The 13,430-nt window shown below is 70.1% G+C and carries 10 protein-coding genes; 5 read left to right on the forward strand and 5 right to left on the reverse strand.

From position 1 onward, the window contains the following. The first annotated feature begins 101 nt into the window (after window positions 1-101). Window positions 102-1,934: a phosphoenolpyruvate carboxykinase (GTP) gene (locus tag ACIO52_RS12015; protein ID WP_218718514.1), complete on the forward strand. Its 1,833-nt coding sequence runs from the start codon at window positions 102-104 to the stop codon at window positions 1,932-1,934. A 54-nt stretch (window positions 1,935-1,988) separates the two neighbouring features. Here the strand turns inward: ACIO52_RS12015 and ACIO52_RS12020 are convergent, their stop codons facing one another. Then, window positions 1,989-2,744, reverse strand: a complete 756-nt coding sequence (locus ACIO52_RS12020; protein WP_402643494.1) for a phosphohydrolase — start codon at window positions 2,742-2,744, stop codon at window positions 1,989-1,991. 114 nt (window positions 2,745-2,858) lie between these two features. On the opposite strand from ACIO52_RS12020, the gene ACIO52_RS12025 reads away from it, so the two are divergent. Together ACIO52_RS12025 and ACIO52_RS12030 are read left to right on the forward strand one after the other, a co-directional pair. Then, on the forward strand, window positions 2,859-3,809 hold the full coding sequence (locus ACIO52_RS12025; RefSeq protein ID WP_316573000.1) for a helix-turn-helix domain-containing protein: 951 nt from the start codon (window positions 2,859-2,861) through the stop codon (window positions 3,807-3,809). Window positions 3,810-4,098: 289 nt separating this feature from the next. Next, window positions 4,099-4,278, forward strand: coding sequence for a hypothetical protein (locus ACIO52_RS12030; protein ID WP_218718511.1), 180 nt, complete (start codon window positions 4,099-4,101; stop codon window positions 4,276-4,278). On the opposite strand, the gene ACIO52_RS12035 is transcribed toward ACIO52_RS12030, so the two are convergent. Next, window positions 4,275-5,732: an aldehyde dehydrogenase gene (locus ACIO52_RS12035; RefSeq protein WP_402643498.1), complete on the reverse strand. Its 1,458-nt coding sequence runs from the start codon at window positions 5,730-5,732 to the stop codon at window positions 4,275-4,277. The two genes, ACIO52_RS12030 and ACIO52_RS12035, sit on opposite strands and share 4 nt — an antisense overlap. Window positions 5,733-6,167: 435 nt before the next feature. Continuing rightward, window positions 6,168-7,040 carry a class I SAM-dependent methyltransferase gene (locus tag ACIO52_RS12040; RefSeq protein ID WP_218718509.1) on the reverse strand — a complete coding sequence of 291 codons (873 nt, stop codon included), beginning with the start codon at window positions 7,038-7,040 and terminating at the stop codon, window positions 6,168-6,170. A 154-nt stretch (window positions 7,041-7,194) separates the two neighbouring features. Here ACIO52_RS12040 and ACIO52_RS12045 point away from each other — a divergent pair, with 154 nt between their 5' ends. Further along, the gene (locus tag ACIO52_RS12045) at window positions 7,195-8,364 is read left to right on the forward strand and encodes a glycosyltransferase family 4 protein (protein ID WP_316572998.1); all 1,170 of its coding nucleotides are present in this window, start codon (window positions 7,195-7,197) and stop codon (window positions 8,362-8,364) included. Here ACIO52_RS12045 and ACIO52_RS12050 read toward each other — a convergent pair. After that, entirely contained in the window at window positions 8,330-10,390 is a 2,061-nt protein-coding gene (locus ACIO52_RS12050) for a hypothetical protein (RefSeq protein ID WP_402643609.1), read from the reverse strand. The genes ACIO52_RS12045 and ACIO52_RS12050 overlap by 35 nt on opposite strands. A gap of 309 nt (window positions 10,391-10,699) precedes the next feature. Here ACIO52_RS12050 and ACIO52_RS12055 point away from each other — a divergent pair, with 309 nt between their 5' ends. After that, on the forward strand, window positions 10,700-11,890 hold the full coding sequence (locus tag ACIO52_RS12055) for a polysaccharide biosynthesis protein (protein ID WP_402643502.1): 1,191 nt from the start codon (window positions 10,700-10,702) through the stop codon (window positions 11,888-11,890). Between the two features lie 239 nt (window positions 11,891-12,129). Here the strand turns inward: ACIO52_RS12055 and ACIO52_RS12060 are convergent, their stop codons facing one another. Next, on the reverse strand, window positions 12,130-13,323 hold the full coding sequence (locus ACIO52_RS12060; RefSeq protein ID WP_218716031.1) for a DUF3068 domain-containing protein: 1,194 nt from the start codon (window positions 13,321-13,323) through the stop codon (window positions 12,130-12,132). Window positions 13,324-13,430 lie beyond the last annotated feature (107 nt).

A 13,430-nucleotide genomic window follows, 5' to 3' on the forward strand; every position in this document is an offset into this window, starting at 1 on the left:
ATTTGGGGTTGTGCGGTGGTTGGTTCGCTGCGGACGCCTTCCCGCCCGGTGGCGATCGATGGACTTCGCATCGAAGAACCGCCCATCTCAGGAGAGTTTTCATGACCTCAGCGACCATTCCTGGTCTTCGTGGATCCGACGGCACCGCGCCGACCGAGCACAGTGAACTGCTCGCCTGGGTACAGGAAGTCGCAGAGCTCACTCAGCCGGATCGCGTGGTCTGGGCCGACGGCTCCGACGCGGAATGGGATCGCCTGACCACTCAGCTGGTCGAGGCGGGCACCTTCAAGAAGCTCGACGAGAAGAAGAAGCCGAACTCGTTCCTAGCGCTGTCGGACCCGTCCGACGTCGCCCGCGTCGAGTCGCGCACCTACATCTGCTCCAAGACCGAGGCCGACGCCGGTCCGACCAACAACTGGGTCGACCCCGCCGAGATGCGCGCCACCATGACCGAGCTGTACCGCGGCTCGATGAAGGGCCGCACCATGTACGTGGTGCCGTTCTGCATGGGCCCGCTCGGTGCCGAGGACCCCAAGCTGGGCGTGGAGATCACCGATTCCGAGTACGTCGTCGTGTCGATGCGCGTGATGACCCGCATGGGCCAGGCCGCGCTGGACAAGCTGGGCACCGACAAGCCGTTCGTGAAGGCGCTGCACTCGGTGGGCGCCCCGCTGGCCGAGGGCCAGGCCGACGTGCCGTGGCCGTGCAGCGACACCAAGTACATCACCCACTTCCCCGAGGACCGCGAGATCTGGTCCTTCGGCTCCGGCTACGGCGGCAACGCCCTGCTCGGCAAGAAGTGCTACTCGCTGCGCATCGCCTCGGCCATGGCCCACGACGAGGGCTGGCTGGCCGAGCACATGCTGATCCTCAAGCTGATCTCGCCCGAGGGCAAGAACTACTACGTCGCCGCCGCGTTCCCGAGCGCCTGTGGCAAGACCAACCTCGCGATGATCCAGCCGACCATCCCGGGCTGGCGCGCGGAGACCCTGGGCGACGACATCGCCTGGATGCGGTTCGGTGAGGACGGCCGGCTCTACGCCGTGAACCCGGAGTTCGGCTTCTTCGGTGTCGCGCCGGGCACCAACCGCAGCTCCAACCCCAACGCGATGGCCACCATCGAGGCGGGCAACACCGTCTACACCAACGTCGCCCTGACCGACGACAACGATGTGTGGTGGGAGGGCCTCGAGGGCGAGCCCGATCACCTGATCGACTGGAAGGGCAACGACTGGTACCTCCGCGAGTCGGAGACCCTGGCCGCGCACCCGAACTCGCGCTACTGCACCCCGATGTCGCAGTGCCCGATCCTGGCCCCCGAGTGGGACGACCCGCAGGGTGTGCCGATCTCGGCGATCCTGTTCGGCGGTCGCCGCAAGACCACCGTCCCGCTGGTGACCGAGTCGTTCGGCTGGGAGCACGGCGTGTTCATGGGCGCCACCATGGGCTCGGAGCAGACCGCCGCCGCCGAGGGCAAGGTCGGCACCGTCCGCCGCGACCCGATGGCGATGCTGCCGTTCCTCGGCTACCACGTGGGCGACTACCTCAACCACTGGATCAACCTCGGCAAGAACGCCGACGCGAACAAGCTGCCGAAGATCTTCTACGTCAACTGGTTCCGTCGTGGCACCGACGGCCGCTTCCTGTGGCCCGGATTCGGTGAGAACTCCCGCGTGCTGGAGTGGATCGTCGGCCGCATCGAGGGCCGTTCGGGCGCCGAGGCGACCGCGGTGGGCAATGTCCCGTCGGCCGCCGACCTGGACCTGGAAGGCCTCGACGTGGTCGTCGCCGATGTCGACGAGGCCCTCGCGGTGAACGTCGAGGAGTGGCGCAACGAGATCCCGTCGATCGAGGAGTGGTTCCAGTTCGTCGGCGACAAGCTGCCCTCGGGCGTGCGCGACGAGTTCGAGGCCCTCAAGGAGCGCCTGGGCTGATCCGCCCCCTGAACGGCGAACCGCCCGTACCGCGTTCGGTACGGGCGGTTTCGTCTATTCGGCGAACGGCGAGTGCCTGATCATCGGCAGGAAGCCCGCGCCGGTGAGCCAGTGGACGCGGCCCGCGGGGACGGCGGCGGCCTCGGCGGTGAAGCAGGCGATGAGGTGTCGCTTGAAGTCCTGACGTGGGTGCCGCACGAGCAGGTCGTCGACGAAGTCGGCGTCGAGGTCGGCCAGCCGTCGGCCCAGGACGTCGACCGAGGCGCCCGCGGAGACGAAACCGCCCGGCTCGCCGAGGTTTTCGGCCGCGTCCGGATTCAGGTGGGCCGCGATCGCCGCGCCGATCGCCTCGGCACGGTCGGCGGGAGCGCCGTGGCGGACCGCGAAATCGTTCGCCGTCTCACCGCCGACCACCGCGAAACATCTACCCGGAGTGGGTGTTTCGAGCTTCAGGTCGTGCAGCAGGCTGGCCACGTAGCCGATCTCGTCGTCGTAGTCGACGCCGTCGAGCTCGGCGAGGGCGCGTGCGAAGAAGTAGGTGCGGTACGAGTGCGCCAGCATCGTGTCCGAGAGCTGTTCGCGCGCCTCGATTTCGGCAGCCCGGGCGAGCGCGGTGTCGGGCAGGCGCAGTTCGGCCAGCGCCAGCCGCCCGGTGCCGCGACGGCCCAGCGCCTGCCGGAGCCGGCCGGATACCAGCGCGGGTGAGACGCGGAGCAAGCCGACGGTGAGGGCGCGGCGCTGGGCGGGGGTGAGATTCCCGCCGGTGTGGGTGGCCCAATCCCAGTCGAGGGCGGGTGTCACGGTGAGCATGGTCGATCTCCTCCGACGCGTGTTTCGCGGTGTCCGTCGAGTGTCGCGGAGCGGACCGGGCCGGTGAAGTGGCGGAAATGCCAGCATTGCGTGGATACGTGCCAAACTGGGGACATGATCGAGGTCGCCGCGCTGGCGCTGGACGGGGTGATGACGTTCGACCTGGCCTGCGCGGTGCAGGCGTTCCGGCACGGGCCCGGCGTCACCGGCGAGCCGGTCGGCTTCGCGATGCGCACCTGCGGCGTCCGGCCCGGTCCCGTGTGGACGCCCAACGGCTTCGACCTGCGGGTGGAGCACGGCTTGGAGCTGCTGGCGGCGGCCGATCTGATCGTCGTGCCCGGCATCGGCCTGCCGACGCTGCCCACGCCCGAGCCCGTGCTCGACGCCCTGCGCGCGGCGGCGGAGCGGGGCGCGACGATCGCCAGCATCTGTATCGGCGCCTTCGTCCTGGCCCAGGCGGGCCTGCTCGATGATCGCCCGGCTACCACCCACTGGGGCTACTGCGACCAGTTCGCCCAGCTCTACCCGGCGGTGAAACTGGATCCGACGGCCCTCTACATCGACGACGGCGACATCCTCACCTCGGCGGGTCTGTCCGCGGGCCTGGATCTGTGCCTGCACCTGGTGCGCCGGGAACTCGGCGCGGCGGCCGCCGCCGACCTCGCCCGCTGGAATGTGGTGCCGCCGCACCGCGAGGGCGGCCAGGCCCAGTACATCCCGCGGCCGATGGGCGGCCCGGATCCCCGCAGCGGTCTGGCCGCGACGCTGACCTGGGCGGCGGCGAATCCCCGAGCCGCCACCGATGTCTCGGCCCTGGCGGCGCACGCGCTGATGAGTGAGCGGACGTTCATCCGCCGCTTCAAGGCCGAAGTCGGCGCCACCCCGGGCGCCTGGCTCGACGCGCAACGGCTCGGGCGGGCCCGCGAGCTACTCGAGCGCACGCAGCTTCCGGTCGAGACGGTCGCGCAGCGCGCGGGGTTCGGCAGTGTGACGGCGTTGCGTGATCATCTGCGCGCCGCGACGGGGCTCACGCCCTCGGCGTACCGCCGTTCGCTGCGGCACTGACCGCGTTGTCAGTGTGCTGATTTCGCCGTGGTTTTCGGGGCGATGGGCGGTGATGAACTGGACAAGCGAACTATGAGTTTCCGGACAGATTCCGGCGCGGACGATTTCCCCGACTCGATTCTGGGTACATCTTTCGATGTCAGAGGGTCGCTGCCGTTGGGCGGGAGTCGTGACCTATATTCCTGGTCAGGCTCCTCCGTTCGTCGCACCATCCGAGCTAACTCCCTTTCGAGACTCCAGCACCGCCGACGCGGTCCCGATGAGATCGACGCTGAGAGGTGGTTCACGCATGACCGATGTGGTGACCGGATACGGGTCCGACACCTACTCGAGCACTCCCCTGCAACGGGTGGCAGGACGTTTGCAGCGCGCACTGCCGCCGGGGTGGCGGGTCGACGTGGTCGACTTGCCACCCCGGGGTCAAGTGGCCGGACAGCCGGTACTGCGGGTGCAGATGCCGGAGAACTAGTCGGTGCTCGCGGGCGTCCAGCCCATCGGCATCAGCACGGACTTCTGCTCGCAGAACGCGTCGAGGCCCTCGGGCCCGTTCTCGCGGCCGATGCCCGAGTTCTTGTACCCACCGAACGGCGCGGTGGGGTCGAAGGCGTACCAGTTGATGGCGTAGGTGCCGGTGCGCACCTTCGCCGCGATCTCGACGCCGTGCTCGATGTCGGTGGTCCACACCGAACCGGCCAGGCCGTAGTCGGAGTCGTTCGCGATGGCGATCGCCTCCTCCTCGGTCTTGTACGGGATCACCGAGAGCACCGGGCCGAAGATCTCCTCCTGGGCGATGGTGCTGGAGTTGTCGACGTCGGCGAAGATCGTCGGCTCGACGAACCAGCCACGCTCGACGCCCGCGGGCCTGCCGCCGCCGAGGACCAGTCGCGCGCCCTCTTCCTTGCCCTTGGCGATGTAGCTCTCCACCCGGTCGCGCTGCTTCTCGCTGATCAGCGGGCCGAGTTGGGTGGCCGGATCGGTCGGGTCGCCGGTCTGCATGGTCTTGACGTGCGCGACCAGCGCGTCGACGATCTCGTCGTAGCGGCTGCGCGGGGCGAGGATGCGGGTCTGCGCCACACAGCCCTGCCCGCTGTTCATCAACCCGGAGAACGCGAGAACGGGAATGCTGGCGGCCAGGTCGACGTCCTCGAGCACGATGGCGGCCGACTTGCCGCCCAGCTCCAGCGAGACGGTCTTGAGCTGCTCGCCCGCGATCGCGGCCAGCTTGCGGCCGACCGGGGTGCTGCCGGTGAAGGTCACCTTGTCCACGCCGGGGTGGCTCGCGAGGTATTCGCTCTCCGCCGCGTCTGCGGGCAGGACCGACAGCACACCGTCCGGGAGTCCGGCTTCGGTGAAGATGTCGGCGAGGAGGTTGGCCGTCAGCGGGGTCAGCGGCGAGGGCTTGAGCACCACGGTGCAGCCGGCCAGCAGGGCGGGGCCGAGCTTGTTCGCGGCGAGGAACATCGGGACATTCCAGGCGGTGATCGCCGCGACGACGCCGCGCGGTTCCCGTGAGACGCGCGAGGTTCCGAACAGGCCGGTGCGAGTCTCGTTCCACGGGAACGTCTTCGCCAGCGCCGCCCAGGCGTCCAGCGCGGCGACGGCCGGAATCTGGTTGAGTGTCAAGGCGGCTAACGAAGGCGCGCCCATCTCCGCGGTGAGTGCGGCGAGCAACTCGGGCGAACGCTGCTCGATCAGTCGGGCCGCCTTGGCGAGCACCTCTGCTCGTTCCAGTGGCGGTGTGGATGGCCACGGTCCGCTGTCGAAGGCGTCGCGGGCCGCGGCGACCGCGGCGTCCACATCGGCCTTCGTTACCGCGGGCACGCTGCCGACGGTCTCCTCCGTTGCGGGTGAGACCACGGAAATGCGGTCACTACCGGCAGGGGTGGTCCACTTCCCGCCGATGAACAGACTGTCGTAGTGCATAAGAACACGTTACAGTTTTGTGGCCGGGTTGTCTGCAACACGTTCTAATTCGCTGTCCCGCAACGACTGTGAACAGGGCGAATTCCAACCTGTCGGTTCGCTTTTCGGGTAAACGCACTATTGCGTTCTGTTGTTGAAAAGGGGATGCTTTAGCTACTGATCAGCTCGCTCGATTCATCAGACCTTTACAGCGAATTGGGGAGACCGACTCATGGCTGTGCAAGTGATCGGCCGATCGTTGATGACCAGCGACCAGACCGACCATCAAGCGAAGAGTGTAGGCAGCGGGGGATGGGTTGTGTCATTCCTGCCCGGCCGCACACTCACGATCGAGCAGGCAACTGCCGCCATTCAGGCCGCTGAGGCGGTCGCGATGGTCGGGGCACTCGCTGATCAGGTCGGCCTGACGACGCTGGAGACGGTGGGCCTGGCGATTCAGGAGTCGCCGTGGGCCGCCGCGCTACCCGAGCCGGTCCGCCGGTCCCGTCGATTGAGCTGGCTGGCCTGATCACCCTTGGTGGCCACGACCACCAGGTTGCTCACGAGTAGCTCGCGGATCACCGGAACTCGGACCAGCCACCACGCCCAGCGTGGGTGGTAGCGGGGGAAGACCGTCCGTACGTCGGCTGAAGTCGTTGCCGCCCAGCGCAAACCGTCGGCAGCGGTCACGGCGAACAGTGACCTGCCGAACCTGTTCTTGGGTTCACGACCGTGCTTGCGCCGGTACCGGCGGGCCGCGTACTCGCCGCCGAGGTAGTGCCAGAGGCCGGTCTCGTGACCGCCGAACGGCCCGTGCCACACCGTGTAGGAGTACACGATGAGGCCGCCGGGCTTGGTCACGCGGACCATCTCCTCCGCCATCACCCACGGATGCGGCACGTGCTCGGCCACGTTCGAGGAGAAGCAGACGTCGAAGGCGTTGTCGCGGAACGGCAGCGCCATCCCCGATCCGCGGACCGAGCCGGACACCCGCAGGCCCGCGGCGTGCATCTCCGACGGGTCGGGCTCGACCGAGACGTAGCGTGCCCCCGCCGCGGTGAACTCGTCGGCGAAGTACCCGGGGCCGCCGCCGACGTCGAGGACGACGGTGCCGGTGAGGTCGCGGCCGGTGATGTCGGCATAGAAGTCGCCGATCAGGTCGGCGCTGTCGGTGGCGATGCCGCCGTAGAACCTGGCCGGGTCGGACTGCTCGAACCGGAAGCTGGTGAGCAGCCGCAGCGAGCGGCGCAGCGTCGCGCGGCGCGCGAACCTGGACTGGTCGCGGCGCTGGACGGGCTGCTCGGTTCTCGGCGGGGATGCGGTCGGCACGGCCAGAGTTTATGGGCAGTGTCACCGGGGCCGATCGCGTGGTCCGGCCGGACACAGCGGACGGACGCGGCGATACGGATGTGTCGCGCAGACCACACCCGCTAGGGTGGGTGCCGACCTTTGTCCTCCGCCGACCCGATTGCGAGCCCCGACCGTGCGTGAAGTCCTCCTGCTGTGCTGGCGTGACACAGGGCACCCGCAGGGCGGCGGCAGCGAGCGGTACCTGGAGCAGGTCGGCGCCCAGCTGGCCGCGCGCGGCATCAAGGTCACGCTGCGCACGGCCGGGTATCCCGGTGCCCCGCGCCGGGAGCGGATCGACGGCATCGACATCAGCCGCGCCGGCGGCCGCTTCACCGTCTACCCCCGCGCGCTGGCCGCCATCGTCGCAGGTCGGCTGGGTATCGGCCCGCTGCGCGGGGTGCGCCCCGACGTGGTGATCGACACCCAGAACGGCATCCCCTTCTTCGCCACCGCCACCGGCGTGCCCTCCGTGGTGCTGGTGCACCACGGCCACCGGGAGCAGTGGCCGGTCGCGGGCAAACTGGTCGGGCGGATCGGCTGGTGGATCGAGTCGCGGCTCTCCCCGCGCGTGCACCGCGAGAACCAGTACCTGACGGTGTCGCTGCCCTCGGCCGAGGAACTGGCCGTGCTCGGCGTCGACCGCGAGCGCATCGCCGTCGTCCGCAACGGTGCCGAGCCGGTCCCCGCCGAGGTCGTCCCCGGCGCCGACGACACCCGCGCCACCCACCCGCGCATCGCCGTGCTGTCGCGCCTGGTTCCGCACAAGCAGATCGAGGACGCGCTGACCGCCGTCGCCGCGCTGCGCGCGCGCTTCCCCGATGTGCACCTCGACGTGATCGGCGACGGCTGGTGGGCGCCGAACCTGCGCGCCTGCGCCGACGAGCTGGGCATCGCCGACGCCGTCACCTTCCACGGCCACGTCGACGAGCGGCGCAAGCACGAGATCCTGTCGACCGCGTGGGTGCACGTGATGCCCTCCCGCAAGGAGGGCTGGGGACTGGCCGTCATCGAGGCGGCTCAGCACGGGGTGCCGACCATCGGCTACCGCAGCTCGCGCGGCCTCACCGATTCCATCGTCGACGGCGTCACCGGGCTGCTGGTCGACGACGCCCCCGCCCTCGCCGAAGCGGCAGCCGACCTGCTGGCCGATCCGGACACCCGCCTGATGATGGGGGAGAAGGCGCGGGCTCGTGCGCGCGAATTCTCCTGGGAGCAGACCGGTTCCGGGGTCTACGAGGTGCTCTCCGCCGCCGCTCGCGGTGCCTTCGTCACCGGTTTGGTCGCACCGCCAGCCCAAGGCTGATTCGCGGAAGCAGTGCGGCGGTGAGTAGTCCGCCGATCAGCAGGGCCGCCCACAGCAGGTGCGCTGCCGCCGAAATCCATCGTTGGGTGGGTGTGGCGATGTCGGTGGGGGTAGCACCCGCGATCCGGTACAGCGCTAGATCCGAGTCCTGATAGGCCGATTCCGCCTCGGCGAGCGTCTTCCCGGATTCGCCCAGCGGGCCGGGGGTTGTGCGTTCCACGACGATCCAGCCGACGCCGAGTGCGGCGATCTCGGCCGGGGTCGCGCCCCGGAGCAGCGCGTCTTCGACCCTGCGTGCCCGGTTGCCCTCGCCGTTGACGGCGTAGCCACGGACCCGGAGTTCGCCGGTCTGCAGGACGTCGTCGGGCAGGATGCGCGGCGCCGGATCGAGGACGGGAGCTGGCCCGCTATAGGGGAATCGGCGGAACATCCCGGCGGGGAGAACCGCGACATCCCCTGGTTCGTCCATGCGCTCGACGACCTGCGCCCACCCCGCCGGGTAGCGCACCGGCCGCATCTCGCCACCCACTCCCCAAGCCAGGTCGGCCAGCGGGAGGATCAAGAGAGCGATGAGAAGTGCGGCAACAGTGGATGTTCCGCGATGCGTTGGGACGCCGTCGGCTGGCGAGCCCGCGTGGTTGGTGGTCCCAGGGCCGGTGGAGTTGGTGGTCCCCGGGTTCGTCCGTCGCGCCGTCGGCTCCTGTCGCGGCGGTGGTGTTCGGCGCGCCCAGCCGAGAACCGTCGTGCACGCGGCCGCCGCGCACAGCGCGTAGGCGGGCATCGCCAGGGCCACGTACTTCTGTGTGTCGCGCAGCAGGCCGGCGCCGGGGATGTGCACCACCAGCCATTCGCCGATCGCGAGGCCGGGGCCGGTCGCGCCGAGTGCGGGCAGCACGATCGACACCGCCGCGATCACCAGCAGGGCCTGACCGTTTCGGCCCAGCGTCCACACGGCGCGCACGCCCAGCGCGACGATGCCGAGCAGCACCAGGGTGCCGACCAGCGCCAACGGCGTCGTCCGGGTGGCGGGCACCGCTTCGCTGTTCCAGATGCCACCGAGCCCGGCCAGACTGCCCAGCGTGCCGAGCCACGGCTCGGCGCGGGCCGCGAACGCCGACACGCCCGCCGGATCCGACGGCTCGGCCCCCGATCCGAGCGCCGTCGCCGTCAGCCAGGGCGCGCAGGTGGCGATCCACAGGACAGTGGCGGGGAGGAACGCTCGACGCCCGACCAGCGCGAGCCCGATGATCGCGGCCAGCAGCGATCCGGTGGGTGTCAGCCCCGCAGCCGCGAAACCGGCCGTCAGGGCCGCCCACGCGCCGATCGCCGCACCCCGGCTGAGTCCTCCAGGGGCGCCAGGTTCCGTTTGGGCTGTTGATCCGCCGCTGCCACCGGGCTCCACCTGGGCCCCTGATCCGCCGCTGCTCGAGCTCTCGCGCTGTGCCTCGGCGGGCCTCCCCGCAACGGGACTCGCTTCTGCGGCCGAGTGCGCGTCCGCATCGCCGCTCATGGTCGTGTTCCCGCGCGGGTTCGCGGTGGTAGGGATGTGTGGTCCGTCGACGAAGTGCGAGCGATCGCGCCGGGTTGCTTGTCTGACGCGGGCGGCGGCCAGGGCGGTCCAGGGGAGGGCGGCGTAGCCGGCGAGGAGACTCCAGTGGCCCTGGAGGAGGCGTTCGGCGATGAAGGGGTTCCAGAGGGCGAGGGTGGCGGCGACCAGTTGGGCGGGGGCCGAGGCGGTGAGGAACTCGCGGGCGAGGACGGCGGCGCCGTAACCGGCGGCCCACAGGGCGACGATCAGAATCGCCTTCACCAGCAGGCCGCCGTCGATCAGCGGGGACAGGACGGCCAGCAACGCGTCCTGCGGAACGGCGCGGGGCGCGGCGGCGCCGAGGCCGAGGGCGGAATCGGTGAGGTAGGAGCGCGGGGTGCTGACGGCGTCGCGGAGCAGCAGATAGCCGGACCCGGCCAGCGGTCCGACGATGATCAGCGCGAGCAGTGCGCAGTATCCGGCCACCCAGGCCCGCACACGCCTATCTCCCGTCACGCCAGTGCACCTTACGTCCCGTCCCGCTGCCCGGCGGGCCGACCCGGTCCGCCGCACCGTCGTGGGTGATGCGGTCGGGCCGTCGACGCCTGCCTCGATCGAGTCGTGGCCACGAGCGAGGCGGCCCGGATTCCCGGTGCCGACGGGCTGGGACACCCAAGGTGAGTCCGGTCGGACTCACATTTTCGGGGTACTGGTGATGCGAGGGCCGTCGAGGTGCGACGATGAGGCGTGTCCTCGGTCCGTCGTCCCCCTGTCGTAGCTGACCTGACCTGGGTGACGGCCGGCGCGATGACCGCCAACGTCGCCGGGTACCTGCTGCAACTGCTCGCAGGCCGCTGGCTCGGCGTCGCCGGGTACAGCGAGTTCGCGAGCCTGCTCGCCGTGCAGTTGCTGTGCGCCGTGCCCGCGCTCGCCATGCAGAACGTGGTGGCGCGCGAGGTGGTGCGCGGCGCCGACCTGCGGGCGGTGCGCGCGATGCAGTGGCGGTGCGCCGCGCTCGTCGCCGCGGTCGCCGTGGTGCTCGTTCCGGTGGTCGCCGGGGCACTGCATGTCGGCGTGTGGGCGGCCGCCGCCGCGCTCGGCGCCGCACCCGCACTGGTCGTCCTCTCCGGTGAGCAGGGAATTCTGCAGGGCAGCAACCACTTCCGCGCGCTGGCCGCCGTGCTCGCGATGGCCGGGACGGCGCGCGTGGCGCCCGCGCTGGTGGCCCTGGCGGTCGGCGGCGGCGCGGCGGGCGCGCTGTGGGCCGGGGCGGCGGGCATCGTCTGCGCGGCGATCATCGCCGGTCGCATCGCTCGATCGGCCGCGCGCGAGCAGGAATCCGACGCGCGCTCACTCGACGCTGCGGCGAAGAGCCGGGCGATCGGTGTGCTGCCGGTGCTGCGGGCGGTGCAGGTGCAGGCGGCGCTGATGGCGTTGTCGTCGGCGGACCTGATCGTCGTGCGGATCGTCCTCGACGACGTCGACGCGAGCCGCTACTCGCTGGGCACCATCGCCACGAAGATCGCGTTCTGGCTGCCGCAGGCGGTCGGGGTCGTGCTGTATCCGCGCATGGCCCAGCCCTCGCATTCGGCGCGCGCGATCCGCGACGCGCTGTCGGTGCTGTCGATCATCGGCGTCGTCGCGGTGATCGGTGCCGCGCTGGCCGCTCCGCTCGCCCCGCTGTTCGCCGGGCAGGACTACGCGCCGATCCAGGGCATGCTGTGGATGTTCGCCCTGCACGGCGCCATCGTGGCCGTCCTCCAGGGCGCTCTGCTGTCCGCGATCGCCGTCGAACGCACGGCGCTGGCCGCCGTCACCTGGATCGGCCTGGTCCTGGAGGTGACCCTCATGCTCACCTTCGCCCGCACCATCGGCGCCCTGATCACCACCGCCGTCTCGGTAGCCGCCGTGACCACCCTGATCGTCGCGGTCGTCGTCCTGCGCACAGCCGCCCGCACCACCACCCCGGCTCCGGCCCCGGCCGTTCCGGCTCCGTAAGTCGGCCGCGCGCACGGCCGGCCCGGCGCCGGTCGCTGCGGCGCTTGTAGGTCGCCCGCGTGCACCGCGAGCCGTCCAGCCCCGGCCGTTCCGGCTCCGAAGTCGGCCAACCGGCCCGCCCGCACCGCGACTCCGATCCGGCACACTCGCCCGCACCGCGATTCGGCACGTCACCCGGATCCCGGAAACGACAACGGCCCCGGTCGTGATGACCGGGGCCGTTGTCGGGAGCTTGTCGCTCAGGGACGCTTGTTGATATCGATCTGCTCGGTCGGCGCGTCGTAGTCACCCCGGGTGAACTGGGTGGTCGGCGCGTCGTCGGCATCCCAGTTCGAGGAGGCGTCGTCGGGGGCCGCCGTGGGGGCGGGCGTCGGACGGGTGCCACGCGGACTGGCGTGCTGCGGGGTGTTGCCACCGCGCAGGCCGAGGAACAGGCCGGCGAGCAGGGCGATCACGCCGAGGATGCCGAACACGATCGGGACGACGCGGCCGAACAGCGACAGCTTGTCGGTGTTCTCCTTGGCGATCGCGATCTGCGACTCGACGGTGTTCTCGTCGAACACGATGTGCGACTTGAGCGCGGTGACCTCGGGCTTGTCCGCCGAGCGGGCGTAGAACAGGTGGATCGACTCGCCGCCCTTGATGACGGTGCCGGTCTGCGGCTCGACCCACAGGTCACGCACGTTGGTGTAGTAGCGGGTCATGGTGACGGGCTGGTCGGCGGGCACGTCGGTGACGCCCCACTTCGACGCGGGCAGGGTCAGCCGGTTGGTCGGCGACTGCACGACGTCCCATGTGCTGGTGACCGGCGCGGTCATCTGGAAGTGGTAGACCTTCGTGTTGTTGATCTCGGTCTCTTCGATGAAGTTCGCGTCGAAGGACTTGCGCACGTTGATGTCGAAGTACGGGTAGGTCTTCTTCTCGGTGCCGATCGGGAAGCGGTAGCCGAGGCCGGTGTGCTGCACCGGCTCCATGACGCTGCCGTCCTTGTTGACGGTGACCGCGATCGAGCCGTTGGGCTCGGTGTCGACCGGCTCGCCCGTGGTGCGCGAGATGGTGACCCGGTCGATGGTCGCGGTGAGCAGACCCGTGTCGCCCTGCACGTCGGTGCGGCGCAGCGTCTGGCCTGCCTGCAGCGTCATCTCGTCGGCGTCGGAGGGCTCCTCGACGGTGACGAAACGCTGCGAGACCAGCGGCACGTCCTTGTTCACGACGGCGGGGCCGTCGCCGGTGGTCAGCGATTTGGAGTCGAGGACAAGGCTGTCCTCACCCTTCTGGTTCTCGGCGATCGTGGTGATCTCGAGGTCGAGCGGAGTCTTGGCCACCTTGCTCACGGTGTAGGTGGGGATCATCAGCGCGGCGACGAGTAATGCCGCGCCCAGACCCACGAGCACGCAGGCGACCGTCCTTCTGGTACCGGCACTCAGTGCCATGCAAACTCTCCTCGTCGTTCGAACACGGATCCTCCGGTGGTCTGGTAAAGCACCCTAGGCCCTCGTGAGCCCCGACACTAACAGCCCGACCGCACAGTGTGCCGTGG

Origin of the sequence: Nocardia sp. NPDC087230, assembly GCF_044744725.1 — a bacterium.
GTDB lineage: Bacteria > Actinomycetota > Actinomycetes > Mycobacteriales > Mycobacteriaceae > Nocardia > Nocardia canadensis.

Coding starts and splice junctions, on each gene's coding strand:
- ACIO52_RS12030 (WP_218718511.1), top strand. CDS start 4,099: ATGACCGATGTGGTGACCGGATACGGGTCCGACACCTACTCGAGCACT.
- ACIO52_RS12020 (WP_402643494.1), bottom strand. CDS start 2,744: ATGCTCACCGTGACACCCGCCCTCGACTGGGATTGGGCCACCCACACC.
- ACIO52_RS12035 (WP_402643498.1), bottom strand. CDS start 5,732: ATGCACTACGACAGTCTGTTCATCGGCGGGAAGTGGACCACCCCTGCC.
- ACIO52_RS12055 (WP_402643502.1), top strand. CDS start 10,700: ATGACCGCCAACGTCGCCGGGTACCTGCTGCAACTGCTCGCAGGCCGC.
- ACIO52_RS12060 (WP_218716031.1), bottom strand. CDS start 13,323: ATGGCACTGAGTGCCGGTACCAGAAGGACGGTCGCCTGCGTGCTCGTG.
- ACIO52_RS12025 (WP_316573000.1), top strand. CDS start 2,859: ATGATCGAGGTCGCCGCGCTGGCGCTGGACGGGGTGATGACGTTCGAC.
- ACIO52_RS12015 (WP_218718514.1), top strand. CDS start 102: ATGACCTCAGCGACCATTCCTGGTCTTCGTGGATCCGACGGCACCGCG.